Source organism: Bradyrhizobium sp. F1.13.3 (assembly GCF_040548265.1).
Taxonomy (GTDB): Bacteria; Pseudomonadota; Alphaproteobacteria; order Rhizobiales; family Xanthobacteraceae; genus Bradyrhizobium.
The window spans coordinates 676966-701514 of record NZ_JBEPRI010000001.1 but is presented as its reverse complement, the minus strand read 5'-3'; the positions used below and the strand labels follow the sequence as shown (position 1 = coordinate 701514).

Below are 24549 nucleotides of genomic sequence, written 5' to 3'. Positions count from 1 at the left end.
ATTGTGGACGCCGGCTGTTCGCGCTAAGCATCGGGTTGGGGCAAACCATCATGCAAAGACATTCATGACCGAACGGCCTTCCGCTCTCGCGGTCGATCGCCGCGGGTTCATTCGCCTTGCGGGCACCACCGCTGCGGGATGGCTGGCGCTCGGCGCAACATCTGATCGCATGCGCGTCGTCGCATCGCTGACCGCATTGCGGCTCGACGACGAATTGACCAGAAGAAGCATGATCGACAGCCCGACCTCTCGCCTGGGTGGTCTCATCGTGGGCTTGAGGCAGCGAGGTTGGGTCGAAGGCGTCAATTTCCGCTTTGAGCTCCGTTCGACCTTCGGCGCGCCGGATAGACTGAAGACCGCGGTTCAGGAATTGCTGGCGCTCAAGCCCGACGTGATCCTGACCGGCTCGACGGTCGAAACCGCGGCGGTCCTGGAAGCCACCAAGACCATCCCGATCGTGTTCGCGACCGCCAACGATCCCGTCGGCAACGGCTTCGTCGAAAGCCTTGCCCATCCCGGCGGCAATGTGACCGGCTTCACCAACAGCACCGCCGAGATGGGCGGCAAATGGCTTCAGCTCATCCGGGAGGCCGTGCCGGATCTTGCGCGCGTCGGCATCCTGTTCAATCCGGCGACCACACCTCGCGGCGGCCGCTTCTTCCTCGATTCCATCGAGCAAGAGGCTGCACTGTCCGGCGTGTCCGTGGTCCCCGCCCCGGTCAGCGCGCCAACGGACATCGACGAAGCCGTCAGGCGCTTTACCGAACCGCCCAAGGCGGCGATGATCGCGCTCGTCGACAGCTTTCTGGTGGTCAACCGGCAGGCGATCATCGCGGCGACCGCCAAATATCGCGTGCCCACGATTTACCCCTTCCATTATTTCATGGATGCGGGCGGGCTGATGAGCTACGGGCCGACGCTCGAAGTGCGCTCGGCTGACTATGTCGATCTCATCCTGCGCGGCACCAAGGCCGGCGATCTGCCGGTGCAATCGCCGCGCAAATACGAACTCCTGATCAACCGCACGGTCGCCCGCACGCTGGATTTGACGATACCATTCACGCTGCTCGCGCGCGCCGACGAGATCCGCGAGTGAACGAGACGATCGACCAGGGAGATTTGCGGCCACCTCCCGGCCGGCTGTTCCGCAAATACCTCTACTCGATCGTCGCGCTCGCTTTTGCCGCGCTAGCCATCAACACCAGCTTCGACGTCTGGTTCTCCTATCGCGAGCAGAAACAGCTACTGGCGGCGACCCAGCGCGAGCAGGCAGCAAGCGCCGCCATCCAGATCGGCCAGTTCATTGGCCAGATCGAAAGCCAGATCAGATGGCTCTCGCGCCTGCCCCCGGAGCTGTCCACGAACGAGGACCAGCGTCTGAACGCCATCCGCCTCCTGCGCCTCTCGCCTGCGATCGCCGAAATCGCCGAGCTCGACGCGCAGGGTCGCGAGCAGGTGCGCGTGTCGCGCCGTGTCGCGGACAGGATCGGCAGCAAGGCCGACCTCTCCGCCTCGCAGGCGTTCCGCGGCGCGAATGAAAGCCGCGCCTATTACGGGCCGGTCTACTTCCTCGGCGACACCGAGCCGTTCATGACGCTCGCCACGCGCGGAACCGGCCTGACGCCCGATGTGATTGTCGCCGAGGTCAATCTTCGCTTCATCTGGGATCTCGTCGCCGGGATCAGGGTCGGCAACACCGGCAAGGCCTATGTGGTCGATCGGATGGGGTTGTTGATCGCGCATCCCGATTTGTGGCCGGCGTTGCGTCGCAGCGATCTCTCCGGCCATGCCGACGTCCGCGCCGCGCTCGATGGCGTCGGGCCGCCCTCCGGCGGCCTGGTCAAGGAGGATCTCTCCGGTCAACGCGTGCTGTCGACCTATGCGACGGTCCCCTCGCTGGGCTGGTTGGTGTTCGTCGAGCTGCCGCTCACCGAGGCCTATGCGCCGATCTATGCGTCGATCGGACGCTCGACTTTTCTCCTGGTCATCCTGCTCGCATGTGCGGTGCTGGTCTCTCTGTTTCTAAGCCGGCGCATGACCGTGCCGATCCAGATCCTGACGCAGGGCGCCCGGCGGATCGGCAGCGGCGACCTCGGCCTGCGGCTCGCAATCAAGACCGGTGACGAGCTGGAGGCGCTCGGCGACCAGTTCAACCGGATGGCCGCTCATTTGCGCGAATCCTATGCGACGCTCGAGCGCAAGGTAATCGAGCGCACCTCCGAGCTTGAAAGGACCCGCGACCAGGCCCTTGCCGAGCACGATGCCGCCGAGCGCGCGCGCAGCGCGGCGGTGGCGGCCAATGAGACCAAATCGCGCTTTCTCGCGGTCGTCAGCCACGAGCTGCGCACGCCGCTGAACGGCGTCATGGGCGTGCTGCAACTGCTCGACGACGGCAGCCTCGGCGAAGCGCAGCGGCGCCACCTCACGACCGCGGCCGCGTCCGGCGAAACGCTGATCGCGCTGGTCGACGGCATCCTCGAATATGCGCGCCTGGAGGCCAGCGCCGAGACTCTGGAGACCCGCGATTTCCGCCTCGACCAGCTCATCGAAACGGCCGCCGATCTGATGCGTCCGCAGGCCGTTGGCAAGGGCCTGACCTTCGATCTCGCCTGCGATGAGACGGTCAATATCTCCGTGCACGGCGATCCGGTGCGGCTCAATCGCATTCTGCTCAATCTGATCGGCAACGCGATCAAGTTCACCCCGCGCGGCGGCATCGGCTTGAGCGCGGCCGCCGAGGCACATGACGAACATGTCCTGCTGCGCATCACCGTTCGCGATACCGGCATCGGCATCGCGCCCGACATGCACGAGCGGATTTTCGAGGATTTCGTCCAGGCCGACGACAGCATCGCGCGGCGGTTTGGCGGCACGGGCCTCGGACTGGCGATCGCGCGGCGCCTCACCCGCCTGATGCGCGGCGAGTTGACGGTGGCGAGCACGCCGGGTACGGGCAGCTCGTTCATGCTTGAGATACCGCTTGGCCTCGCCGCGAACGGCATCGCGCAAGGCGCGGACCAGCCGCCATCGCGGCAGCTTCGCGTGCTGCTGGTCGACGACGACCCCGTCAATTGCGAGGTCGGCGAAGCGATGTTGAAGAGGCTCGGCCACCACGCCACCATCGCCACGAACGGCGCGGCGGCCATCGCACTCGCCCGCGATCAGGCCTTCGACATCATCCTGATGGATCTGCACATGCCCGATATGGACGGCGTCGAGGCGGCATCGCGGATTCGAACGCTCGGTGTGCCCACCATGCCGCGCATCATCGCGGTAACCGCCGACATGTCGCGCCGCGCCCGCGAGCGGCTCGCGGGGGCAGGCATTGCCAGGATCGTCAGCAAGCCGATCCTGATCAATGCGCTGCGTGAGGCGATCGAGGACGATGCGCAGAACCAGCCCGCCGCGGCGCAGCTCGCGGCAGGCGCTTTGATCGACCGGCATTTCCTCGATGACCAGAAGGAGCTGCTCGGCGCGGCGCAGATCGCAAAACTCCACCGCCTACTGGAAGAGACGAGCAAAAAGCTGGTCGAGGACATCGCCAAGGCAGCAGTGATTGGCGATCCCACGCAGCTCGCACGCTGCGCGCATCAACTCGGGAGCGCCGCGAGTGCACTCGGCCTCGTCCGCCTTTTCGAATTCTGCCATGAGGTCGAGCTGGCGGCAGTCACGATGTCCCCGCCCGAATCCCACAGCGCCGCCCGCGAGCTCGCCGCGCTTCGGAAGGCCTCGATGAGCGCGCTGGACGATCTGCTTCGGCCGGCCTAAGAGCCTTCGGTCACTGACTGAAATACAAGATGATCGGAGGCGCCGGTGCGCGCAAGATATCTCGCCATTGTTCTCATGCTGCTCGCCCCTGCCGCGCGCGCCGAGGTCGAACAGTTCCCGTCCGGCTTCAAGACCAGAACCATCGCGGCCAACGGCACGCAGATTCATGTTCGCGTCGGCGGTCAGGGGCCTGCCGTGATCCTGATCCACGGTTTCGGTGATACCGGCGACATGTGGGTCAAGCTCGCCGCTGACCTCGTGCGCGACCATACCGTTGTCGTGCCCGATCTGCGTGGTATGGGCCTCTCGAGCAAGCCCGACAATGGCTACGACAAATGGTCCCAGGCGGCCGACATGCGGGCCGTTCTCGCAGCGCTCGGCATCGAAAAGGCCGCCGTTGTCGGCCACGACATCGGAACCATGGTAGCCTATGCCTACGCGGCCCGATATCGCGACCTGACCGAGAAGCTGATCGTCATGGATGCCCCGGTGCCCGGGGTGCCGCCGTGGGACGAGGTCGTTCGCAGCCCGCAGCTCTGGCATTTTGATCTCGGAGGCCCCGACATGGAGCGGCTGGTCAAGGGCCGCGAGCGCATCTACCTCGACCGCTTCTGGAATGACTTCGCGGGCACGCCCTCCAGGATCGCGGAAGCGACACGCCGTCATTACGCAGCGCTCTATGCGCGGCCGGGCGCCATGCGTGCTGCGTTCGCCCAGTTCAGGTCGATCCGAACCGACGCCGAGGACAACAAGAAGGCGATCGCGACCAAGTTGACCATTCCCGTGCTGGCCGTCGGGGGTGAGAAATCCTTTGGTGCGACGGAGGCCGTCGTGATGCGAAACGCCGCGACTGACGTCACCGAATTGGTCATTCCGGACGCCGGTCATTGGCTGATGGAAGAGCAACCGGCGGCGACCGTGAAGGCGATACGCCAATTCCTCGATACCAAAAAATAGAGCAGCGCGCCGCGCGGAGCCGACATATCTCGGCTCGGGCCTTCCGCGCGGGTCATTTTAATCGGCCCGACGCTTCATCCTCCCGGCCGAACCACTCGACCAGAAAATCGATGAACAGCCGCACCTTCACCGACAGATGCCGGGTCGGCGGATAGACCGCATAGAGCGCGAGCGGCGGCGCCGAATACTCGTCCAGCACAGTCCGCAGCTCGCCTGTCCTCAAGGCGCCGGCGGCGATGAACTCCGGGAGCAGCGCGAGCCCCCTGCCCTTGATCGCGACATCACGCAGCACTTCCGCATTGTTGACACAGAGCGACCAAGCCGGCTGGATCCAGTGATCACCGTCGGTGCCGGTGAGCTTCCACTGATTGCCCGTCAGCAGGAAGCCGTAGGTCAGCGAGGTGTGCTCGCGGAGATCCTGCGGATGTTGTGGTGTGCCGTGACGTGCGAGATAATCGGGTGAAGCGCAGATCATGCGCGCCACCGGCATGATTTTTCGCGCGATCAAACTCGACGATTCCAATTCCGCGATCCGCAAGGTCACGTCAAAGCCGTCCTGGACGGGATCGAGCAGATCGTCGCTGAGCACGAGTTGGAGCTGCAGCTCCGGATATCGCGCCATGAAATCGGCAAGCACCGGCCCGAGCCGCAGGGTGCCGAACGACATCGGCGCGTTGACGCGTAACAGGCCGCGCGGCGCCGACTGGGCTTGCGCCACGGCCTGGTCGGCCGCCTCGATCTCCGACAGGATTACGACCGCGCGCTCGAAATAGCGCTGGCCGTTCTCGGTCGGGCTCGCATGGCGCGTGGTCCGGTTCAGGAGCTGCACGCCGAGGCTCTCCTCGAGGTCGGCGATGTATTTGCTGATCGCCGAGCGTGACAGCCGCAACTGACGGCCCGCCTCGGCAAAACTGCCGCTTTCGACCACCTTTACGAAGGCCCGGAGGCTGGCGACCTTATCCAAGCGTCGGCCCCGTGGATTGTTTCCAAATCGTAGACATAGACGTCATATTTGCATGGATTGTCTCCAATTCAAAGCGGAGCGATATTTCCGGCCAGAGCAAGACCGCTCCCCTAGCGTTGGAGGACGACAATGTCTGGACTGCACCATGTGACCGCGATCGCCGGCGACCCGATCAGGAATTTCGGCTTCTACACCCGAGATCTCGGCCTGCGCTTCGTCAAGAAGACGGTCAATTTCGACGATCCCGGCACCTATCACTTCTACTATGGCGACGAGACCGGCCGCCCCGGCACCATCCTGACCTTCTTTCCGTGGGCCGGCGTGCCGGCCGGGCGCCGCGGCGTCGGCGAGACCCACCAGACCGCCTTCCGCGTGCCGCAGCGCTCGCTCGGCTATTGGACGCAGCGCTTCGTCGAGAAGGGCATCGCTTACGAGGCGCTGGAGAAGCGCTTTGGCGAATCCGTTCTGCCGTTCACAGACCCTGATGGCATGGCGCTCGCGCTCGTCGGCATTCCCGGTGCCGAGAGCGAGCCCGCCTGGAGCAACGGCGACGTGCCGGCCGAGCATGCGATCCGCGGCTTCCACGGCGTGACCTTGCTGCTCGACAGCGCGGCAAAGACGGCTGCCGTCCTCACCGACGTGTTCGGCTTCAAAGAGATGGCGCGTGAAGGCTCGGTGATCCGCTTCAAGGCACCGGGCGATGTCGAAGGCAGCGTTGTCGACATCTACGAGGCGAAGGGCTTCCTGCGCGGGCACCAGGGTGGCGGCTCCGTGCATCACATCGCCTTCCGCGCAGCCGACGACGCCGAGCAAGGCAAGATGGCGCAGAGGCTCGTCAGCAATCACGGCCTGCACCCGACCGAACAAAGGGACCGCAACTACTTCCGCTCGATCTACTTCCGCGAGCCCGGCGGCGTGCTGTTCGAGATCGCGACCGATATCCCCGGCTTCGCCGTCGACGAGCCCGTGGCGACGCTGGGACGTGACCTGAAGCTACCTGGCTTCCTCGAAGCGCAGCGCAAGCAGATCGAGGCTGTGTTGCCGAATTTGGCAGAGAGCGTGTCATGACCGAGAGTTCATTCGTCCATCGTTTCGAGCCCGCGACCAGCGCGGGCTCTCCTCCGCTCCTGCTGCTGCACGGCACTGGTGGCGACGAGAACGATCTGCTCGGGCTTGGCAAGATGATCTCGCCTGGCTCGGCCCTGCTCTCGCCGCGCGGCCGCGTGCTCGAGCATGGCATGCCGCGTTTCTTCCGCCGCCTTGCCGAGGGCGTGTTCGACGAGGACGATGTGCGGCGGCGCGCGCGCGAGCTCGGCGACTTCGTCAGCGAGGCACGGCAGCGCTACGGCCTCGCCGCACCGGTCGCGGTCGGCTTCTCCAACGGCGCCAACATCGCGGCCGCGCTGTTGCTGCTGGAGCCGGACGTGTTGGCAGGCGCGATCCTGCTCCGCGCCATGGTGCCGCTGTCGGATCCGCCGAAGGTTGAGCTCGGCGGCAAGCCCGTCCTGCTTCTGTCAGGGCAGGCTGATCCGATCGTTCCGGCGAGCAATTCGGGGAAGCTTGCGTCGCTGTTGTCGGAAGCCGGAGCGCGGGTCGAACACAAGGTGTTGCCGGCGGGCCATCAATTGTCGCAAGCCGATTTGACGCTCGCCCGCGACTGGGTCGGCAAATTCGCCGCCGAAGTCGCCTGATCCCCAAAAGCGGCGCATCGTCTTCGAGCGGTGCGCCGCGGCTTTACTCGAACCAGCCGCGGCGCTTGAACCAGATCAGCGGCAGCACGCCGCTGGCAATGATGGCGAGCCACGCCAGCGGATAGCCGAACGTCCAGTCCAGCTCCGGCATGTGCTTGAAGTTCATGCCCCAGATGCCGACCATGATCGTGGGCGGTACGCCGACGACCGAAACGATTGTCAGGATCTTGAACAGCTCGTTCTGCTGGATGTTGATGAAGCCGAGCACGGCATCGAGCAAAAGCTGGATCTTGTCCGACAATCGCGTCTCGTAGTCGCCGAGCGAAGCGACATCCTTCGAGACGGCCTCGAGGCGCTTCTTCGACGCGGCCGTGATCCATTCACTCCCGACATCGCCGGCAAACGAGGCGACGCGGCCGACACCAAGCAGGACATCGCGCGCCTTGGGAGCCGATCAGCCAACTCCCCGATGTTCTCCAGCGCCTCGCGCATCCGCCGGCTGGAGCGGACCGGCCGCTGGGTGCGGACGAGCCCGCCTTTGAAGACGCCCCGCGAGAGCCTGTCGACCTTCGCGCCGAGATGCTCAAGAACATCGGCCCCACGGTCGACCATCGCCTCGACCAGACTGGTGAACACGCACATGCCGTTCTCCAGGCTGTCATCGGAACCGATACGCTTGCCGATGTCGTCGAAGATCGGCAGCTGCGCGAAGCGTACCGTCACCAGCACGCGCGGGCCGATGACGAATCCCACCGGCGTGATCTCGGCCTCGTTGTCCTCGTTGAGCCGGACCGCAGGCGAGCTGAGATAGAGCGTGCCCTTGTCGAGGATCAGCCGGCTCGACGCTTCGATCTCGCTGAGCGAATCCTCGGACGGAACGCGGATCCCGAGCAATCGTTCGACGAACTGCTTTTCTTCTGCGGTCGCGTCCAAAAGATCCGCCCAGATGATCTCGGACGGCATCTCCCCGCCGATTTTCTGCCAGTCGTCGGATGGCCACCTGTACAGTTTGAGCAAGAATCGAACTCCGCATACCCTCGCGCCGGATCGCACGGCCTGCGGCCATCCTGCGCCGAGCTAACGCATGAGGGTTCCGAACGTTCACAGTCGGTGAGCATCGGGCCGGCGCAATCAAACCAAGCGGGCGCGCCTCCTTCGATGATGCCATCATGCCAGTGTTTTGCCCGACGGGTCAACGGCATCGCGCAACGCAAACCATTCAATTGCGTGACGCGCAAGTCATTGAAATGACTATCCCCGGCTACTGTGCATGGGGTTGTTTTTCAGGTTTTTGTTTGGACCGGTCTCGTGACGATCTCTCCGTTGGGAGCGATCGTCACCGACATCACGCAATCGACCTCCGCGACCCTACTCCCACGCCCACGTCGAGAAGTCGTTCTCGTACTGGGGCACGTCCTTCCAGACGCCCTTCAGCTTCTTGTTGGTGATGGTGATCAGCTGCGGCTGGTACAGATAGCCCGAGACCGCGTCGGTGGCCAGCATGCGCTGGGCGTCGCCGAGAAGCTTGGCACGGGCAGCTTCATCCGGCGTCGACACGATCTGCTTGTACAGCGCGTTGAACGCCTCGTTGTTGTAGCCGAGATAGTAGTCCTGTTCGGTGATCTTGACGAGATCGAACGGTTCGACATGGCTGACGATGGTGAGGTCGAAATTGTGTGGACCATTGCCGGCGAATACCTGCGACAGCCATTGCGCCCATTCGACGTTCTCGATATTGGCGATGATGCCGACCTTGGCGAGCTGGGCCGCGAGGATCTCGCCGCCCTGCCGCGCATAAGACGGCGGCGGCAGCTTCAGCGAGAGTTCGAGCGGCGTGGTGATGCCGGCCTCGGCGAGCAGCTTTTTTGCCTTCTCGGGATCGAACGGGTTGATGCCGGTCGTGTCGACATACCCGAACGCGCTCGGCACGTAGAAGCTGCCGATCGGCGTGCCGAAACCATCGACCGCGCCGTCGATCATCGCCTTGCGATCGATCGCAGCGAGGATCGCACGGCGCACGCGAACATCGTCGAGCGGCTTCTTGCGATGGTTGATGCCGACGATGGTCTTCGCCCTGGAGCCGCCGACCATAACGTTGAAGCGCGGATCGGCCTTGAACTGAGCGATGGTGCGCTGGGCAGACACGCGAGGAAACGCGTCGACATCGCCCGACAGCAGCGCCGCTGTCTGCGCGGACGGATCGGAGATGAAGCGGATCGTCACCTTCGAGAGCTTGATCGCGGCTGCGTTGCGGTAGTCGGCCCATTTGGTCAGGGTCATCGAGGAGCCCTTGGCCCAGGCGCCCAGCTGATAGGGCCCGGTCCCGACCGGCTGCGTGATATTGGTCGCAGCGCTCTTCGGCTCGACGATCGAGCCGCTCGCCTGCCCCAGCAGGAACGGCAGGTTAGGCTCGGAATTCTTCAAGCTGATCACGACCGTATCGGGATCGGGCGCGTCGACCTTCTCGAAGCTCTGGAACAGGCTCTTGTCCTTGTTGGTGCTGGTGGCCACAGCATTGCGCTCGAACGAGAACTTCACGGCAGCGGAGTCGAACGGCTCGCCGTTGTGGAACTTGACGCCCTTGCGCAGCTTGAACGTATAGGTCTTCAGATCGGGCGATGCAGTCCAGCTTTCGGCGAGCAGCGGCGAAGTGGTGCCGTCCTCGTTGATCTTGGTCAGGGTCTCATAGATGTTGTAGAGCGTGACCTCGGCGATCGCGGCGGCGGCGGCGTTGGTGGGATCGAGCCCCGGCGGCTCCAGCGCCATCGCCATGACGACGCTGTCCTTCTTGGACTGCGCCAGCACCGGCAACGGAGCCACGGCAAGCGCGGCGGCGAATGCGACGATCGATAGTTTCCTGAACATGCGTTACTCCCGGCCTTCTCTCATCCCAGCCTACGCCAATCCCGCTGCAGACGCTAACCTTCCACGGGCAATGGCGGCAACGCCATCACGGCTTCCGCCTTGTGGCAGGCGGCCAGATGCGTCTCGCCCACCTTGCGTAGCTCAGGCAGAACCTCGCGGCAATGCTGGTCGGCGAGAGCGCACCGCGAGACATAGGGACATCCGGTCGCGACCGCCGATTGCGAGGCAATCGCCTGAGCCCCGCGCCGCCGCCGGCCGCCGCCGGCGCGCACCCGCGGCACGGCATCCAGCAGCGCTCGCGTGTAGGGATGGGCGCAGCGCTCGAACAAATCCTCGGGACGGCCCTGCTCGACGATGCGGCCGAGATACATCACCGCGACCTCGTCGCAGAGATAGTCGACGACGGCGAGATCGTGACTGATCAGGACGTAACTGAGGCCGAACTGCTCCTGGAGGTCCTGCATCAGATTCAAGACTTGCGCCTGCACGGAGACGTCGAGCGCGGAGACCGGCTCGTCGGCGACGATCAGTTTCGGTTGGGTGATCAGCGCGCGTGCGATGGCGATGCGCTGGCGCTGGCCGCCGGAGAATTCGTGCGGATACTTCTCCATGTCGGCACTACGCAGGCCCACCTGCTGCAGCACCGCGGAGACGCGCTCGCGGAACGTATTGCGGTCGGCGCCATCAAGCACGGTGAGCGGCTCGGCCACGATGCGCGCGATGGTCTGGCGTGGGTCCAGCGATCCGTAGGGATCCTGGAACACCATCTGGAAATCTCGGCGGGCGCGGCGCAGCTCGTCCGCGGAGATGCGGTTGAGGTCGCGGCCGAGCAGCGCGACCTGGCCCGATGTCGGCCGCTCCAGCGCCATCACCACCCGCGCGAAAGTCGACTTGCCGGAGCCGGATTCGCCGACGATGCCGAGGCTCTTGCCGGCCTCGACCCGCACGCTGACACCATTGAGCGCGCGCACCTGCCCCGGCAGGCGAAATACGCTTTCACGCGGCAGCGTGTAGCGCTGCTCGAGATCCTTCACGTCGAGAAGAGGCGCCGTGCTCATACGGTCAGCGCTCCGACGCGTTCGGCCATGGAGACGTCGGTCCGGATGCAGCGCACGAAATGGCCGGGTCCAACGTCCACCATCGGTGGAAGCGCGGCCCGGCACTGCTCGATCACGAGCGGACACCGGTCGGCGAAGGTGCAACCGGAAGGCAGATCGGCGAGCTCCGGGACCGTGCCCGATATCGTCGTCAGCCGCGTCCCCTTGCGCGCGCCGAGCTTCGGCCGGGCGCGGAACAGGCCCTGCGTGTAGGGATGTCCCATCCGGCGGAACACCTCGTCGGTCGGTCCGCTCTCGATGATCGTGCCGCCGTACATCACCATCATGCGTTGCACGTTCTCGGCGATGACGCCGAGATCGTGCGAGATCAGGATCATCGACATGCCGCGCTCTTCGACGAGATCGGCGATGAGGTCTAGGATCTGGCCCTGAATGGTGACGTCGAGCGCCGTGGTCGGCTCGTCCGCGATCAGCAGGTCGGGCTCGCAGGCGAGCGCCATCGCGATCGTGACGCGCTGACGCTGGCCGCCGGAAAACTGGTGCGGATAGGCATCGACGCGCCGCGCCGGATCAGGCAGCCCGACGCGGTCGAGCAAGGCGATCGCTTCTCGCCGCGCCTGCGATGCCGAATATTTCCTGTGACGCCGCAGCGGCTCGGCGACCTGGTGGCCGATCGTGTGCATCGGGTTGAGCGCGGTCATCGGCTCCTGGAAGATCATGCTGATGCGATTGCCGCGCAGCCGACAATACTCCGCGTCCGACAAACCAGCGAGTTCGCCGCCATCCAGCTTGATGCTGCCGGTGACGACCGCGCTGTCCGGCAGCAGTCCCATCAGCGACAACGCCGTCACCGACTTGCCGCAGCCGGATTCGCCGACGAGCCCGAGCGTCTCGCCGCGCTTCAGGGCAAAGCTGACGCCGCGCACGGCCTGTGCAGGCCCGCGGCTGGTATTGAGGCGCACGCCGAGATTTTCGACCTCGATCAGCGGCATGGTCGAGCGCTCGCCCATCCTCATCGCTCCCGCGCCAGTCGGGGATCGAGCAGATCGCGCAGCCCGTCGCCGAGCAGATTGAGGCCGAGCACCGCGATTGCAATCGCAGCGCCCGGATAGACGGCGAGCATCGGCGACTGGAACAGCAGCGTCTGTGCGTCGTTCAGCATGCGGCCCCAGGACGGTTGCGGCGGCTGCGTGCCGAGCCCGAGATAGGACAAGGCGGCTTCGGCTAGAATCGCAAGCGCGAACTGGATGGTCGCCTGCACGATCAGGATCGAGAGGATGTTGGGCAGCACGTGCTCGATGGTGATGCGAAACTTGCCCTTCCCCGCCGCGCGCGCGGCCAGCACGAATTCACGCGCCCAGATCGCGTTGGCCGAGCCGCGCGTCAGCCGGATCAGCGTGGGAATCTGGAAGATGCCGATGGCGACGATCGAGGTCACCATGCCGGGCCCGACGACCGCAGCGAGCATGATGGCGGAGAGCACGGCCGGAAAGGCGAAGGTGAAATCGGAGAAGCGCATGATGATCTCTTCGGTCCAGCCGCGCTTGGCCGACGCGATCAGGCCGAGACAGACGCCGAAGGTGAGGCCGATGCTGACCGCGATGATGCCGACCATGATGGTGGAGCGGGCGCCGGCGAGCAGCAGCGAGACGATGTCGCGGCCGAAGACGTCGGTGCCGAGCCAGTGCGCGGCCGAGGGCGGCCGGAGCTTTGAGGCAATGTCGATCTCATAAGGCGACCAGGGCGTCCACAGCAGCGACAGCAGCGCCGAGGCGAGCACCAGCAGGCTCAGCGCGCCGCCGAGCACGAAGCTGCGATGACGCAGCGCGCGGCGCCAGAAGGTCCGGGCCGGCAGAGGGCGCGCTAAGGCCGGCGCATCGACGAGGGTGACGAGCGGATCACTCACAGATCGTGCACCTTGATGCGGGGATCGACGAAGGCATAGAGCACGTCGACCACGAAATTGACGATGACCACCATGGTCGCGAGCAGCATCACGCAGTTGCGCACCACGATGAGGTCGCGGTTGGCGATCGACTGGAAGATCAGGCGGCCGAGGCCCGGCAGATAGAACACGTTCTCGATCACGATGGTGCCGGCGAGCAGATTGGCGAATTGCAGCCCCATCACGGTCATCACGGGGATCATGGCGTTGCGCAGCACGTGGCTCCACAGCACCTCGCGCTTGCCGAGGCCTTTTGCGCGCGCCGTGCGGACGAAGTCTTCACGCAGCACTTCCAGCACCGCAGAACGCGTGACGCGCGCGAGGATCGCGGCCTGCACCACCGCGAGCGAGATCGCCGGCAGCAGCAGCGACTTGATGCCGGGCCAGATGCCGTCCTCCCAACCGGGAAAGCCGCCCGCGGACAGCCATTGCAGCCGCACCGAGAACAACAGCACCAGCAGGATCGCGAACCAGAAATTCGGCAGCGCGATGCCCACCTGCGTCAGCGACATCACCCCGACATCGCCGAGCTTGTTGTGGTTGGCGGCGGTGTAGATGCCGGCCGAGAGCGCCAGCGTCACCGTGATCAGCATGGACATCATCGCGAGCGGAATGGTCAGCACCAGCCGCTCCGCGATCAAGGCAGCAACCGGGGTGCCGTAGACATAGGAGTTGCCGAGATCGCCGACGAGCAGCCCCTTGATCCATCGCAAATAGCGAACCGCCAGCGGCTGATCGAGCCCGAGCTTGACGGTGAGCGCGCGGACCGCATCTGGCGAGGCATCGGCGCCCATCAGCATCTGCGCGGCGTTGCCCGGAAGAGCATCCAGCACCAGGAAAATGATCACGGAAGCGCCGACCAGCGTCGCCAGCAAGGTCAGCACACGTCGGAGGACAAATACACTCATGCGCTCACGAGCTCCGACGTCGTCCTGGCGAAGGCCAGGACCCATACCCCCAGGGAGCAGTTTGGCTAAGACTCGTCGTTCGGTACTGGCACTGCCCGTCACCGATCAATTCCGCGGTATGGGTCCTGGCTTTCGCCAGGACGACACCGAGGCGGATGCGGGCGTCATGCCGCACGGGGACAAATAGGCTCATGGGCGTTCGGATTCAGGGGGCATCCGCGGCACGATCAACATGTCCGAGGGCCGGAGGCAAGTGCTTTGCTGCATGCCCATCTGCTCAAGCCGGCCAGCGGGACAGGAGGTCATGCGAGGCCTCGAACAGCGCGCTTACGCGCAGCAAGTCCGCATCGGCGCGGAAGCGGCCCACGAGTTGCAATCCGATCGGCAGGCCATCGCGGCCGAAGCCGCAGGGCAGACTGATCGCGGGGTGTCCGGTCATGTTGAACGGCATGGTCCAGGGGAACCAGTGCGGCCGGACGCTGTCAAAGTGCTTGCCGTCGATCTCGATGGTGCCGAACAGGTCCTGATCGATGTGCAGCGCGGTGCGGGTGATGGTCGGCATCGCCAGCAGATGCCCGCGCGCAAGCAGGGATTGCACCCGGCGGAACAGCGCCGCGCGCGCGAACATCGCCTCTTGATAGGCGACGCCGCTGACGTCGGTGGCAAGCGCAAGCTGCTTGAGGAAGGCCTCGCTCAGCGCGTGCCCATACTCGGCTGCGAGTTTTGCAAAGCGCGTCCGCCAGACCGTGTGATTGATGGCGCGCCAGATCGGCTCGATGTCGAACCCCTCGCCCGAAAACTCCTCGAGCTCGGCACCCAGGCCCGCGAGCCGATCGAGGCTCGCCTTGAAGCCGGCCTCGACATCGGCAGAGACGGGGCGTCCGGGCGGCGAGAGGCAGTACAGGATTTTCTGCCCACGCAGATCGCCGCGCGGGGTGGCCGTGCCGACGAAGTCGGTCACGGGAATGCCGATCGACCAGGGATCGCAGGAATCCTCGCCGGCCATCGCCTGCATCATCAGTGCGGTGTCGGCGACGGTCCGAGTCATCGGCGTGACATAGGTCTGGTTGCCGAACGCGTCCAGCGCCTGGCTGTGTGGGATGACGCCGTTGCTCTGCTTCAGCCCGACCACGCCGTTGCAGGCGGCGGGAATCCGCGTCGAGCCGCCGCCATCGGTCGCGATCGCAAGTGGCGCGATGCCGCTCGCCACCGCCACCGCTGCGCCGCCGCTGGAGCCGCCGGAGGAGCGCTCGGCGCTCCACGCATTGAGGGTGCGGCCGAACAGCGGCGAGTCGGTCAGGCACTTGCTGCCGAATTCGGGCGTCGTGGTCTTGCCGATCAGGATCGCGCCTTGCGCGCGGAGCCGCGCGACCGCGACGGCGTCCTCGGCCGGCACGTTGTCCTTGTAGGGAACGGCACCGAAGGTGGTCTTGACGCCCTTGGTGTTGACGATGTCCTTGACGGTGACGGGAATGCCGTGCAGCAGGCCGAGCGGCTCGCCGGCCATCACCTTGCGCTCGGCCTCGCGCGCAGCCGCAAGCGCCTCGTCGCCGCAGATCGTGATGAAGCAGTTCAGCTCGGGCTGGAGCGCCTCGGCACGGGCGAGCACCGCGCGGGTGAGCTCGACGGGCGATATCTGCTTTGTCGCGATGAGGCCGCGCAGCACGGTTGCGGATAGCTGGCAAGGATCGCCGTTCATCGTCACATCGCTCCGAAGCCGGCCGCCGGTGGCCGATAGCATTGACAGCCAGGATGACAGTTTTGTTAACTCGCCGCCAATACGATTTTGAACACCAACCCATACATTTTCGGTATGCCAATGGATCTTCGCCGGCTCCGCTATTTCGTCGCCGTCGCCGAGGCGCGCAGTGTCGGCAAGGCTGCCGAGCGGCTGCGGATGGCGCAGCCGCCGCTCTCGGTCCAGATCCGCAAGCTGGAGGCCGAGGTCGGTGCACCGCTGTTCCGCCGCGGCACGCGCGGCATGGATTTGACCGACGCGGGCCAGGCACTGCTGGCGCGCGCCGGCGAGGCGCTGGCGCTGGCGGCGGACGGCATCGAAGCCGCACGCGCGGTCGCGGCCGGCAGCCGTGGTCGGCTGTCCGTCGGTTACATGTTCGTGCTGGCGAACGCGATGCTGCCGCGCCTCATCCCCGAACTGCGGCGATCCATTCCCGGCGTCGATCTTGATTTCGCCGAGCTCAGTGCCTCGACGCGCGAGGCCCGGCTGCTCGATCGCAGCGTCACGGTCGCGTTGTGCATGCCGGTGATCCACCATCCCGAGATCCAGGTGACCCGGATCGGCGCGCAGCCGTTCATGCTGGCGGTGCCAAACCGTTCGCCGCTTGCGCGCCTGAGCGCGGTGCCAATGATACGACTCCAGGGCCGTCCGCTGATCGCGCTGCCGCCGCCGGAGCGGGACCCCTCCTCCTCCGCGGTCGCGGCCCTGCTGCGGCGGCACCAGATCGTAATGCCGATTGCGAGCCGGGTGGAGACGGTGCATTCGGCGATGAGCCTGGTTCTCGCCGGTGAAGGCCTCGCCATCCTGCCCGCCTGCGCGCAGCTCGGGGCGCCGCGCGGGGTCGTGTTCCGGCCGCTGCGGGACGCCACCGACTCCATCGATATCGCGGTCTGTTGGCGGCGGGACTCCCAGAGTCCGCTGATCCGCACCTTCCTGAAATGCGCCGAGAAGGCGGTCGCGCGGCTGTGAGGCGGCCTACGAGCTCCAACTGATCTCGTGACTCCAGGGCGGATCGGCGCCCGGACGGGTGCAGGTTAGCCCGGCGCAATTGGCGGCAAAGGACAGTGCACGGCGAAGCTCGTCCGCGCCGATATCCTTCAGTTGCTGTCGGGCGAGCCGTCCCTGCTTGTGCAGGGCGAACAACAACGCCGCCTGAAAACTGTCACCCGCGCCGATGGTGTCGGCGACCACGACCTTGGGGGCGGCGACCTCGATCTGCCCTGCCCCCGCATGCCACGCGATCGCACCGTTGTCACCACGGGTGATGACGACGAGGCTCGCGCCGCGTGCGAGCAGCGTGCTCGCACGCTGGTGATACGGCTCGTCGGCGAACAGATAGGTAAAATCGACGTCCGACATCTTGATGAGATCGGCGCTGGTCGCAAACTCGGCCATGCGCGCGAGATAAGCCGGCTTGTCCTTCACGAGGTTGGGCCGGCAGTTCGGATCAAAGGAGATTGTCGAGGACGCCCGTGCGTCCGCGATCAGGGCCTTGGTCTCGGTCGCGCCTTGGTCGTTAACGAGTGTGGTCGAGCCGACATGGAGGGCTTCAACCGTATAGAACGCAATGGAGCCGCGCCGGTAGGTCCAGTTCCGCGTGGCGGTCTCGGCATCGTAGAAAGCATAATGCGACTCGCCGGCGACGATGCGAACGAAGGCAAGCGTGGTCTGGTGATCGCTGTTTGTGGCGAGGGCGAGCTCGACATTGGATGCAGCGGCGTGGTCGGCGATCATGCGCCCGAACATGTCCGTCGAGATGCCGCCGACAAAGCCGGTCGGCGCGCCGAGCCGCGCCATGCCGATTGCGACGTTGAGGCAGGAGCCGCCGACCGCCGGCATCACCGCTTCGCGCCCGTCGGTGTTTCGCGTCGGGACGAAATCGATCAGCGCATCGCCGCAGGAAATCAACATCCGTTTCAACCCCCGGCCATTCCACGCATCGCGGCGCGGCTGCCGCGATCGACCTCGCGCAGCAACTTGTAGACCTCGCGCTTGCGGGCGTGAAAGGCGGCGATGTCGGGCGTGGTCGCCTCGCTCTTCCGTCCCAGCGCCGACATCTTTGCCATGGTCTCCCCGATCGAGCCATAGGCGCCGCCGGCAACCGCGCCGAGCATGGCAGCCCCGAGCAGCACCGGCTCCCTGGTCTGCGGCAGCGCCACGGTGAGGCCAGTCGTGTCGGCCATGATCTGCCGCACCAGCGGACTGCGGCTGGCGCCGCCGCCCATAATCATGATGCTGGAGTGGACGCCATGCGCGGCAAAAGCCTCGATCACCTCGGCAAGTCCATAGGCGAGCCCGCACAGACCGGCGACGAACAGCCGTTCCATCGAGGCGATGTCGGTGTCGAGATCGAGGCCCGCGATCACCGCGCGCGTGTCAGGATCGGCGTAGGGCGAGCGGTTGCCAATGAACTCGGGCAGCACATGGACGTCGCGGGCCAGCAGCGCGACACGGCTGGCGCCGCCTGTGCGTGCGATGATGCGGCGCTCGAGAAACTCGATAAGGTCGAGGCCCTCGCTGCGCGCCGCCGCGCTCGCCTCGGCGTGGCCGGGATGCGACTTGAGAAGATGGTCGATCGCAGCGCCCGCAGCCGACTGCCCGCCCTCGTTGAGCCAGAAATTCGGCACCATGCCGGAGTAATAAGGACCCCACACGCCCGGCACGAAGCACGGTTCTTTCGTCGTCGCCATGATGCAGGCCGACGTTCCCATGATGTAGGCGAGACGATCGCCAACATCGCTCATCCCGCCCGACCCGTCGCGCCCGCCGATCGCGCCGATGCCGCCGGCATGGGCATCGATCAGGGACGCTCCGACCGGCGTGCCCGGTGGCAAGCCAAGATCGGCAGCTGCCGTACCGGTTAGACCGGCGCCGAGCCGCGTGCCGGGCGCGACGATTTCGGTGCCGATGCGTGCGTATTTCTCGTTGACGAAGTCCGACAGGCCGATGCGCTTGAAGAATGGCGCGCTCCAGCCACCGCCGTCATGCGCGAGGTAGTTCCATTTGCAGGTGACGGTGCAGGTCGAGCGCTGCAACGAGCCGGTGGCGCGCCAGGTCAGGTAATCCGCCAGATCGAAGAAGTGCCCTGCAGCGTCGAAGCTCGCGCGCAGATGCCGCTTCAACCATAGCAGTTTCGGCATCTCCATCTCCGGCGAGATCGAGCCGCCGACATAACGCAGCACGGGGTCACCGGTCTCGTTGATCAGCCGCGCCTCGGCCGTGGCGCGGTGATCCATCCAGACGATGACGTTGCGCTGCCTGTCACCGGAAGCGCTGACGGTGAGCGGCTCGCCTTGCCGGTCGAGCACCACGAGAGAGCAAGTGGCGTCGAAACCGATACCGCCGACGCTATCGGGCGCGATTGCAGCTTCCGCCATCGCGGCCCGCACCGACGCCGTGCAAGCGTCCCAGATATCCTGGGACGACTGTTCGACGATGTCACCGGCCTCGTGCCATATCCTGATCGGATGCCGTGCGATCGCCAGCAAGGTGCCCGCCTCGTCGAACACCCCTGCTCGCGTGCTCGTGGTCCCTACATCGACGCCGATATACGCTCGCGGCATTGTCGCCCCCGGAAGCTCTCGTCAGTTTTGACGCAAGCCTACCAGCAAGTGTAGCCGCCATCCACCACCACGACACTGCCGGTCATCAGGCTCGCGGCCTCGGACGAGAGGAACAACACCACGGAGGCGATCTCCTCGACCTGCCCCATCCGCGCCATCGGGGTTCCACCGATCCAGGCGTCGTACATTCTCGGATTGCTCTTCACGAAGGCGTTGAGCGGCGTCTCGATATAGGTCGGCGCCACCGCGTTGACGCGGATGCCGCGCGCGCCCCATTCGGCGGCGAGCGATTTCGTGAGATGGTGCACGCCGGCCTTGGAGGCATTGTAGAAGCACTGCTCCTGCGGCTTGTTGACGATGAAGCCGGACATCGATCCGACATTGACGATGGCGCCGCTCTTCGCTTTCAGCATGTGCTTGCCGAATTCGCGGCAGCACCAGAAGGTGCCGTTGAGATTGACGTCGATGACGTTGAGCCAGTGCTCGTCGGTCACGGTCTCCGCCGGCGTCTCGCTGCGCGCAATGCCGGCGTTGTTGACGAGGATGTCGACCTTGCCGTGGCGCGCGACGAGGTCGTTCGCGACCTCCGCCACGCGCTTGGTGTCGGTGACGTCCATGATCGCCGTCTCGGCGTCGAAGCCCTTGCCCTTCAGGCTGGCTTTCGCACTGTCGGCGACCTTGCTGTCACGATCGCCGATGACGACCCTGGCGCCGGCTTCAGCCAGCGCTTCGGCGCAGGCGAGCCCGATGCCTTGCCCGCCGCCGGTGATGAACGCGGTCTTGCCGTTCAGTTTGAATTTTTCCAGGTACATGTTGCTGTTTCCGATTCTTGCCGTTTCTTGCCGTTTCTTGTCAGGCCCTGATGGCGTTGCCGCTTGCGTCGAAGCGATGGATGCGCGCGGGCTCCGGCACCAGCGACACATGGTCGCCGGCGTGCAGGCTCAATTCACCGATGTAGCGCGCCGTCAGCATGCCGAGCGGACCGGCATCGACATAGAGGAAGGTGTCGCTGCCGAGATGCTCGGCCACTGCGATCGTTCCCTGCCAACCGCCGGAGCCGTCGCGTTCGATCTTGAGATGCTCCGGCCGTACGCCGATCGTGGCCGCGCCCTTCTGCAAGGCGTGCTCACCGGTCACGAAGTTCATCTTGGGCGAACCGATGAAGCCGGCGACGAACAGGTTGGCCGGCTTCTCGTAGAGATCCAGCGGCGAGCCGTATTGCTCGATCTTGCCGCCGTTGAGCACGACGATCTTGTCGGCCATGGTCATGGCCTCGACCTGGTCGTGGGTGACATAGATCGCGGTGGTGCCGAGCTGCTTCTGGAGCCGCGTCACTTCGATCCGCATCTGCACACGCAGCGCCGCATCGAGGTTGGAGAGCGGCTCGTCGAACAAAAATGCCTTGGGCTCGCGGACGATGGCACGGCCGATCGCGACGCGCTGGCGCTGGCCGCCGGAGAGCTCGCGCGGCTTGCGATCGAGATAGGGCGTGAGGTTCAGCGTTGCGGCGGCGGCCTCGACCTTGCGGTTGATCTCGTCCTTGGCCAGCCCCGCCATCTTCAGGCCGAAGCCGATGTTGCCGCGCACGCTCATATGCGGATAGAGCGCGTAGGACTGGAACACCATCGAGAGCCCGCGCTTGGCCGGCGGCGTGTCGACCACGTTCTTGCCGTCGATCAGGATCTTGCCCCCGGAGACGTCCTCGAGCCCCGCGATCAGCCGCAAGAGCGTGGTCTTGCCGCAGCCCGATGGCCCCACGAACACCACGAACGACCCGTCGGAAATCTCCAGGTCCGCGCCCTTGATGATGTGCACGGGGCCGAAGGATTTCTGCACGTCCTGAAGTGTGATCTGTCCCATGATCCGGCAGCCCTTCCTACTTTACCGCGCCAAAGGTGAGCCCGCGCACGAGCTGCTTCTGGCTGAACCAACCAAGGACGAGAATGGGCGCGATCGCCAACGTGGAAGCCGCCGACAACTTTGCCCAGAACAGCCCTTCCGGGCTCGAATAGGACGCGATGAAGGTGGTGAGCGGCGCAGCGTTCGAGGTCGACAGATTGAGCGTCCAGAACGCCTCGTTCCAGGCCAGGATCAGGTTCAGCAGCATGGTCGATGCGAGCCCCGGGATCGCCATCGGCGTCAGCACATAGACCAGCTCGCGACCAATGGTGGCGCCGTCCATGCGCGCGGCTTCGAGGATGTCCCGCGGGATCTCCTTGAAATAGGTGAAGAGCATCCAGATCACGATCGGCAAGTTTCCCAGGCAAAGGATGAAGACGAGCCCGATGCGGGAATCGAGCAGGCCGAAGGACTTGTAGATCAGGTAGATCGGCACCAGCACGCCGACCGGTGGCATCATCTTGGTCGAGAGCATCCAGAGCAGGATGTCCTTGGTGCGTTTGGTCGGCGAGAACGCCATCGACCAGGCGGCGGGGATCGCGATCAGCAGCGCGATGAGCGTCGAACCGCCGGCGATGATGATCGAGTTCAGCGCGTGGTGGAAATAGTCGCTACGCTCCTGCACCGTTGCGTAGTTCTCGGTGGTCCAGTGGAAGAACAGGAAGGACGGAGGAATCGCGAAGGCCTCGAGTTCGGTCTTGAAGCTCGCCAATACCATCCAGAGGATCGGGAAGAAGATCAGGAAGCCGAAGATCCATGCCCCGATGGTCGAGACCACCACCCGCTGCCTCGTCGCCATACGCGCCATGTCTCATGCCTCCAGGTTGCGGCCGACGATACGGACGAGGAAAAACGCAACAATGTTGGCGATCACGACGGCGACGAGGCCGCCCGCCGAGGCGGTGCCGACGTCGTATTGGATCAGTGCCTGCGAATAGATCAGGAAGGCGATGTTGGTGGTCGACAGTCCCGGGCCGCCGCCCGTGGTAACGTAGATTTCGGCGAAGACGGTGAGCAGAAAGATCGTCTCGATCAGGATCACCACCGTGATGGGGCGCGCGAGGTGCGGGAGCGTAATGTAGATGAAGGTCGAGACCGCGCTGGCGCCGTCCATTTCGGCGGCTTCCTTCTGCTCCTCATCGAGCGACTGCATCGCAGTGAGCAAAATCAACGTCGCAAACGGCAGCCATTGCCAGGACACGATCAGGATCACGGCGAGCAGCGGCGCGTCGGTGAACCAGTCGATCGGCGTCAACCCGAACACCGACGCGATCCAGGCAAACAGCCCGGACACCGGATGCATCAACAGGTTCTTCCAGACCAGCGCGCTCACTGTCGGCATGACGAAGAACGGCGCGATCACCATCAGCCGCACGATGTTGAGGCCGATCACGGGCTGGTCGAGCAACAGCGCCAGCGGAATTCCGAGCAGGACGGTCAGCGCCAGCACCGAGCCGACCAGCACCAGCGTATTCTGGAGCGACGCGAGGAACGCAGGATCGGTGAGGAAGTAGCGGAAATTTTCCAGCCCAACGAACGCTTCCGAGCCGGGATCCAGCAGACTGTAATGCAGCGTCGAGAAATAGAGCGTCAGCGCGAGCGGGACGATCATCCAGATGAACAGCAGTCCGACGGCCGGCGTCAGGAGCGTCCGTGCGAGAAGCTGCGTCTGCCGGGTTGCCATTCTTGACTTGTCCGCTTGCGGGAAGAAGGCGGCCATCCATCTGGAGCGGTGGATGGCCGCAAGTCCGAACTCAGGAGGGGGAGCTCGCGTTCACTTGATGTAACCCGCGCGCTTCATCTCGCGCTCGGTTGAAGATTGCGCCGCGGTGAGCGCGGCATCGACCGTCATCGATCCCGCAAGCGCGGCCGAGAACTGCTGGCCCACCTGCGTGCCGATGCCCTGGAATTCGGGGATCGCCGCATATTGCACGCCGACGTAGGGCACCGGCTTCACCGTCGGCTTGTTCGGATCGGCGGCATCGATCGAGGCCAGCGTCAGCTTCGCAAACGGGGCGACCTTCAGATATTCAGGGTTCTGGTAGAGCGAGGTTCGGGTGCCCGGCGGCACGTTGGCCCAACCCTCCTTCGCGGCGACGGTCTTGGTGTAGTCCTTGCTCGTTGCCCATGCGATGAACTTCTCGGCCGCCTCCGTCTTCTTGGAGCCGGCGGGGATCGCGAGATTCCAGGCCCACAGCCAGTTGGCGTTTTTGCCGAGCCCGGTGTTGGGCGCCAGCGCGAAGCCGACCTTGTCGGCGACCTTGGAGTCCTTCGGATTGGTGACGAAGGACGCCGCGACGGTAGCATCGATCCACATCGCGCACTTGCCGGCATTGAACAGTGCGAGGTTTTCGTTGAAGCCGTTCGAGCTCGCACCGGGAGGTCCGGCCTGCTTCATCAGGTCGACATACGTCGTGAGCGTCGCCTTCCATTCCGGCGTGTTGAACTGCGGCTGCCACTTCTCGTCGAACCAGCGTGCGCCATAGGAGTTGGCCATGGCCGAGAGGAACGCCATGTTCTCGCCCCAGCCGGCCTTGCCGCGCAGGCAGATGCCGTAGACGCCGGCGCTCTTGTCGGTGAGCTTCTTGGCGGCGTCGACGACGAAATCCCAGGTCGGCTTTTCCGGCATCTTGAGGCCGGCCTTGTCGAACAGGTCGGTGCGGTACATCACCATGGAGCTCTCGCCGTAGAACGGCGCGGCGTAGAGCTTGCCGTCGACGGAGACCGCATCCTTGATCTTGGGCAGGAGGTCGGCGACGTCGTAGTCGGCGCCGAGATTGGCGAGCGGCACCAGCCAGCCCTTCTTGGCCCAGATCGGCACCTCGTAGGTGCCGATGGTGAGGACGTCAAACTGGCCGCCCTTGGTGGCGATGTCGGTGGTGACGCGCTGGCGCAGCACATTCTCCTCAAGCGTCACCCATTTGACCGATATATCGGGGTTCTTCTTTGTGAATTCGGCCGTCAGCCCCTGCATGCGGATCATGTCGCCGTTGTTCACGGTGGCGATCGTCAGGGTCGTTTCGGCCATCGCGGGGACGGCCAGCAACAGGCAAGACGCGCCGCAGACGGCGCCGAGGACGTGTTTCACGGTGACCTCCCTAGGATCGCGCTTTTGAGCATATGCCCACGCGTTGGGCGTATGTTCGACCGAGGGCGGGCCGTTGTCAAGCAGGCGCGCGGGCGTTTCGGCAAC

General features: G+C 65.1%; 20 protein-coding genes and 1 pseudogene. 6 read left to right on the top strand and 15 right to left on the bottom strand.

Translation table 11 applies throughout. The features are described from left to right. Positions 1-64 precede the first annotated feature (64 nt). The 3 genes from ABIB66_RS03215 to ABIB66_RS03205 all read left to right on the top strand — a co-directional run bounded on the left by ABIB66_RS03215 (position 65) and on the right by ABIB66_RS03205 (position 4725). A complete protein-coding gene (locus ABIB66_RS03215) occupies positions 65-1096 on the top strand; it encodes an ABC transporter substrate-binding protein (RefSeq protein ID WP_354206584.1) in 1032 nt (343 codons plus the stop codon). Further along, positions 1093-3768 (top strand): hybrid sensor histidine kinase/response regulator, encoded by a 2676-nt coding sequence (locus ABIB66_RS03210; protein ID WP_354206586.1) that lies wholly within the window; start codon positions 1093-1095, stop codon positions 3766-3768. The genes ABIB66_RS03215 and ABIB66_RS03210 overlap by 4 nt, the downstream gene beginning before the upstream one ends. Positions 3769-3843: 75 nt before the next feature. Continuing rightward, entirely contained in the window at positions 3844-4725 is an 882-nt protein-coding gene (locus tag ABIB66_RS03205; protein ID WP_354207331.1) for an alpha/beta fold hydrolase, read from the top strand. Positions 4726-4777: 52 nt separating this feature from the next. Here the strand turns inward: ABIB66_RS03205 and ABIB66_RS03200 are convergent, their stop codons facing one another. After that, positions 4778-5689, bottom strand: coding sequence for a LysR family transcriptional regulator (locus tag ABIB66_RS03200; protein ID WP_354206588.1), 912 nt, complete (start codon positions 5687-5689; stop codon positions 4778-4780). 129 nt (positions 5690-5818) lie between these two features. Here ABIB66_RS03200 and ABIB66_RS03195 point away from each other — a divergent pair, with 129 nt between their 5' ends. Together ABIB66_RS03195 and ABIB66_RS03190 are read left to right on the top strand one after the other, a co-directional pair. Next, complete coding sequence (locus ABIB66_RS03195) at positions 5819-6757, top strand: ring-cleaving dioxygenase (RefSeq protein ID WP_354254110.1); 939 nt, start codon at positions 5819-5821, stop codon at positions 6755-6757. Beyond that, the gene (locus ABIB66_RS03190; RefSeq protein ID WP_354206592.1) at positions 6754-7380 is read left to right on the top strand and encodes an alpha/beta hydrolase; all 627 of its coding nucleotides are present in this window, start codon (positions 6754-6756) and stop codon (positions 7378-7380) included. Before ABIB66_RS03195 ends, ABIB66_RS03190 begins: the two co-directional genes overlap by 4 nt. A 43-nt stretch (positions 7381-7423) precedes the next feature. Here ABIB66_RS03190 and ABIB66_RS03185 read toward each other — a convergent pair. The 7 genes and pseudogenes from ABIB66_RS03185 to ABIB66_RS03155 all read right to left on the bottom strand — a co-directional run bounded on the left by ABIB66_RS03185 (position 7424) and on the right by ABIB66_RS03155 (position 15855). Beyond that, positions 7424-8397 (bottom strand): annotated as a pseudogene (locus ABIB66_RS03185) (magnesium transporter CorA family protein). 351 nt (positions 8398-8748) lie between these two features. Next, entirely contained in the window at positions 8749-10245 is a 1497-nt protein-coding gene (locus ABIB66_RS03180) for an ABC transporter substrate-binding protein (RefSeq protein ID WP_354206596.1), read from the bottom strand. Between the two features lie 53 nt (positions 10246-10298). After that, positions 10299-11303: an ABC transporter ATP-binding protein gene (locus ABIB66_RS03175; protein WP_354206598.1), complete on the bottom strand. Its 1005-nt coding sequence runs from the start codon at positions 11301-11303 to the stop codon at positions 10299-10301. Further along, positions 11300-12313: an ABC transporter ATP-binding protein gene (locus ABIB66_RS03170; RefSeq protein ID WP_354206600.1), complete on the bottom strand. Its 1014-nt coding sequence runs from the start codon at positions 12311-12313 to the stop codon at positions 11300-11302. Before ABIB66_RS03170 ends, ABIB66_RS03175 begins: the two co-directional genes overlap by 4 nt. 2 nt (positions 12314-12315) lie before the next feature. Then, entirely contained in the window at positions 12316-13209 is an 894-nt protein-coding gene (locus tag ABIB66_RS03165) for an ABC transporter permease (RefSeq protein WP_354206602.1), read from the bottom strand. Continuing rightward, positions 13206-14156 carry an ABC transporter permease gene (locus ABIB66_RS03160; RefSeq protein ID WP_354206604.1) on the bottom strand — a complete coding sequence of 317 codons (951 nt, stop codon included), beginning with the start codon at positions 14154-14156 and terminating at the stop codon, positions 13206-13208. Before ABIB66_RS03160 ends, ABIB66_RS03165 begins: the two co-directional genes overlap by 4 nt. Positions 14157-14433: 277 nt before the next feature. Beyond that, a complete protein-coding gene (locus tag ABIB66_RS03155; protein WP_354206606.1) occupies positions 14434-15855 on the bottom strand; it encodes an amidase in 1422 nt (473 codons plus the stop codon). Between the two features lie 120 nt (positions 15856-15975). On the opposite strand from ABIB66_RS03155, the gene ABIB66_RS03150 reads away from it, so the two are divergent. Next, positions 15976-16863 (top strand): LysR family transcriptional regulator, encoded by an 888-nt coding sequence (locus tag ABIB66_RS03150; RefSeq protein WP_354206608.1) that lies wholly within the window; start codon positions 15976-15978, stop codon positions 16861-16863. Positions 16864-16869: 6 nt separating this feature from the next. Here the strand turns inward: ABIB66_RS03150 and ABIB66_RS03145 are convergent, their stop codons facing one another. The 7 genes from ABIB66_RS03145 to ABIB66_RS03115 all read right to left on the bottom strand — a co-directional run bounded on the left by ABIB66_RS03145 (position 16870) and on the right by ABIB66_RS03115 (position 24444). Next, complete coding sequence (locus ABIB66_RS03145; protein ID WP_354206610.1) at positions 16870-17805, bottom strand: carbohydrate kinase family protein; 936 nt, start codon at positions 17803-17805, stop codon at positions 16870-16872. 5 nt (positions 17806-17810) lie between these two features. After that, positions 17811-19457: an FGGY-family carbohydrate kinase gene (locus ABIB66_RS03140; RefSeq protein ID WP_354206612.1), complete on the bottom strand. Its 1647-nt coding sequence runs from the start codon at positions 19455-19457 to the stop codon at positions 17811-17813. A gap of 38 nt (positions 19458-19495) precedes the next feature. Beyond that, a complete protein-coding gene (locus ABIB66_RS03135) occupies positions 19496-20269 on the bottom strand; it encodes an SDR family NAD(P)-dependent oxidoreductase (RefSeq protein ID WP_354206614.1) in 774 nt (257 codons plus the stop codon). A 40-nt stretch (positions 20270-20309) separates the two neighbouring features. Beyond that, entirely contained in the window at positions 20310-21317 is a 1008-nt protein-coding gene (locus tag ABIB66_RS03130) for an ABC transporter ATP-binding protein (protein ID WP_354206616.1), read from the bottom strand. Between the two features lie 16 nt (positions 21318-21333). After that, positions 21334-22164, bottom strand: coding sequence for a carbohydrate ABC transporter permease (locus tag ABIB66_RS03125; RefSeq protein ID WP_354206618.1), 831 nt, complete (start codon positions 22162-22164; stop codon positions 21334-21336). Between the two features lie 3 nt (positions 22165-22167). Then, positions 22168-23040 (bottom strand): carbohydrate ABC transporter permease, encoded by an 873-nt coding sequence (locus tag ABIB66_RS03120; protein ID WP_354056006.1) that lies wholly within the window; start codon positions 23038-23040, stop codon positions 22168-22170. A gap of 90 nt (positions 23041-23130) precedes the next feature. Further along, entirely contained in the window at positions 23131-24444 is a 1314-nt protein-coding gene (locus ABIB66_RS03115; RefSeq protein WP_275167642.1) for an ABC transporter substrate-binding protein, read from the bottom strand. Between the last annotated feature and the right edge of the window lie 105 nt (positions 24445-24549).

Coding starts and splice junctions, on each gene's coding strand:
- ABIB66_RS03145 (WP_354206610.1), bottom strand. CDS start 17,805: ATGTTGATTTCCTGCGGCGATGCGCTGATCGATTTCGTCCCGACGCGA.
- ABIB66_RS03160 (WP_354206604.1), bottom strand. CDS start 14,156: ATGAGTGTATTTGTCCTCCGACGTGTGCTGACCTTGCTGGCGACGCTG.
- ABIB66_RS03175 (WP_354206598.1), bottom strand. CDS start 11,303: ATGAGCACGGCGCCTCTTCTCGACGTGAAGGATCTCGAGCAGCGCTAC.
- ABIB66_RS03125 (WP_354206618.1), bottom strand. CDS start 22,164: ATGGCGCGTATGGCGACGAGGCAGCGGGTGGTGGTCTCGACCATCGGG.
- ABIB66_RS03205 (WP_354207331.1), top strand. CDS start 3,844: ATGCTGCTCGCCCCTGCCGCGCGCGCCGAGGTCGAACAGTTCCCGTCC.
- ABIB66_RS03130 (WP_354206616.1), bottom strand. CDS start 21,317: ATGGGACAGATCACACTTCAGGACGTGCAGAAATCCTTCGGCCCCGTG.
- ABIB66_RS03140 (WP_354206612.1), bottom strand. CDS start 19,457: ATGCCGCGAGCGTATATCGGCGTCGATGTAGGGACCACGAGCACGCGA.
- ABIB66_RS03155 (WP_354206606.1), bottom strand. CDS start 15,855: ATGAACGGCGATCCTTGCCAGCTATCCGCAACCGTGCTGCGCGGCCTC.
- ABIB66_RS03135 (WP_354206614.1), bottom strand. CDS start 20,269: ATGTACCTGGAAAAATTCAAACTGAACGGCAAGACCGCGTTCATCACC.
- ABIB66_RS03215 (WP_354206584.1), top strand. CDS start 65: ATGACCGAACGGCCTTCCGCTCTCGCGGTCGATCGCCGCGGGTTCATT.
- ABIB66_RS03180 (WP_354206596.1), bottom strand. CDS start 10,245: ATGTTCAGGAAACTATCGATCGTCGCATTCGCCGCCGCGCTTGCCGTG.
- ABIB66_RS03195 (WP_354254110.1), top strand. CDS start 5,819: ATGTCTGGACTGCACCATGTGACCGCGATCGCCGGCGACCCGATCAGG.
- ABIB66_RS03120 (WP_354056006.1), bottom strand. CDS start 23,040: ATGGCAACCCGGCAGACGCAGCTTCTCGCACGGACGCTCCTGACGCCG.
- ABIB66_RS03170 (WP_354206600.1), bottom strand. CDS start 12,313: ATGGGCGAGCGCTCGACCATGCCGCTGATCGAGGTCGAAAATCTCGGC.
- ABIB66_RS03150 (WP_354206608.1), top strand. CDS start 15,976: ATGGATCTTCGCCGGCTCCGCTATTTCGTCGCCGTCGCCGAGGCGCGC.
- ABIB66_RS03190 (WP_354206592.1), top strand. CDS start 6,754: ATGACCGAGAGTTCATTCGTCCATCGTTTCGAGCCCGCGACCAGCGCG.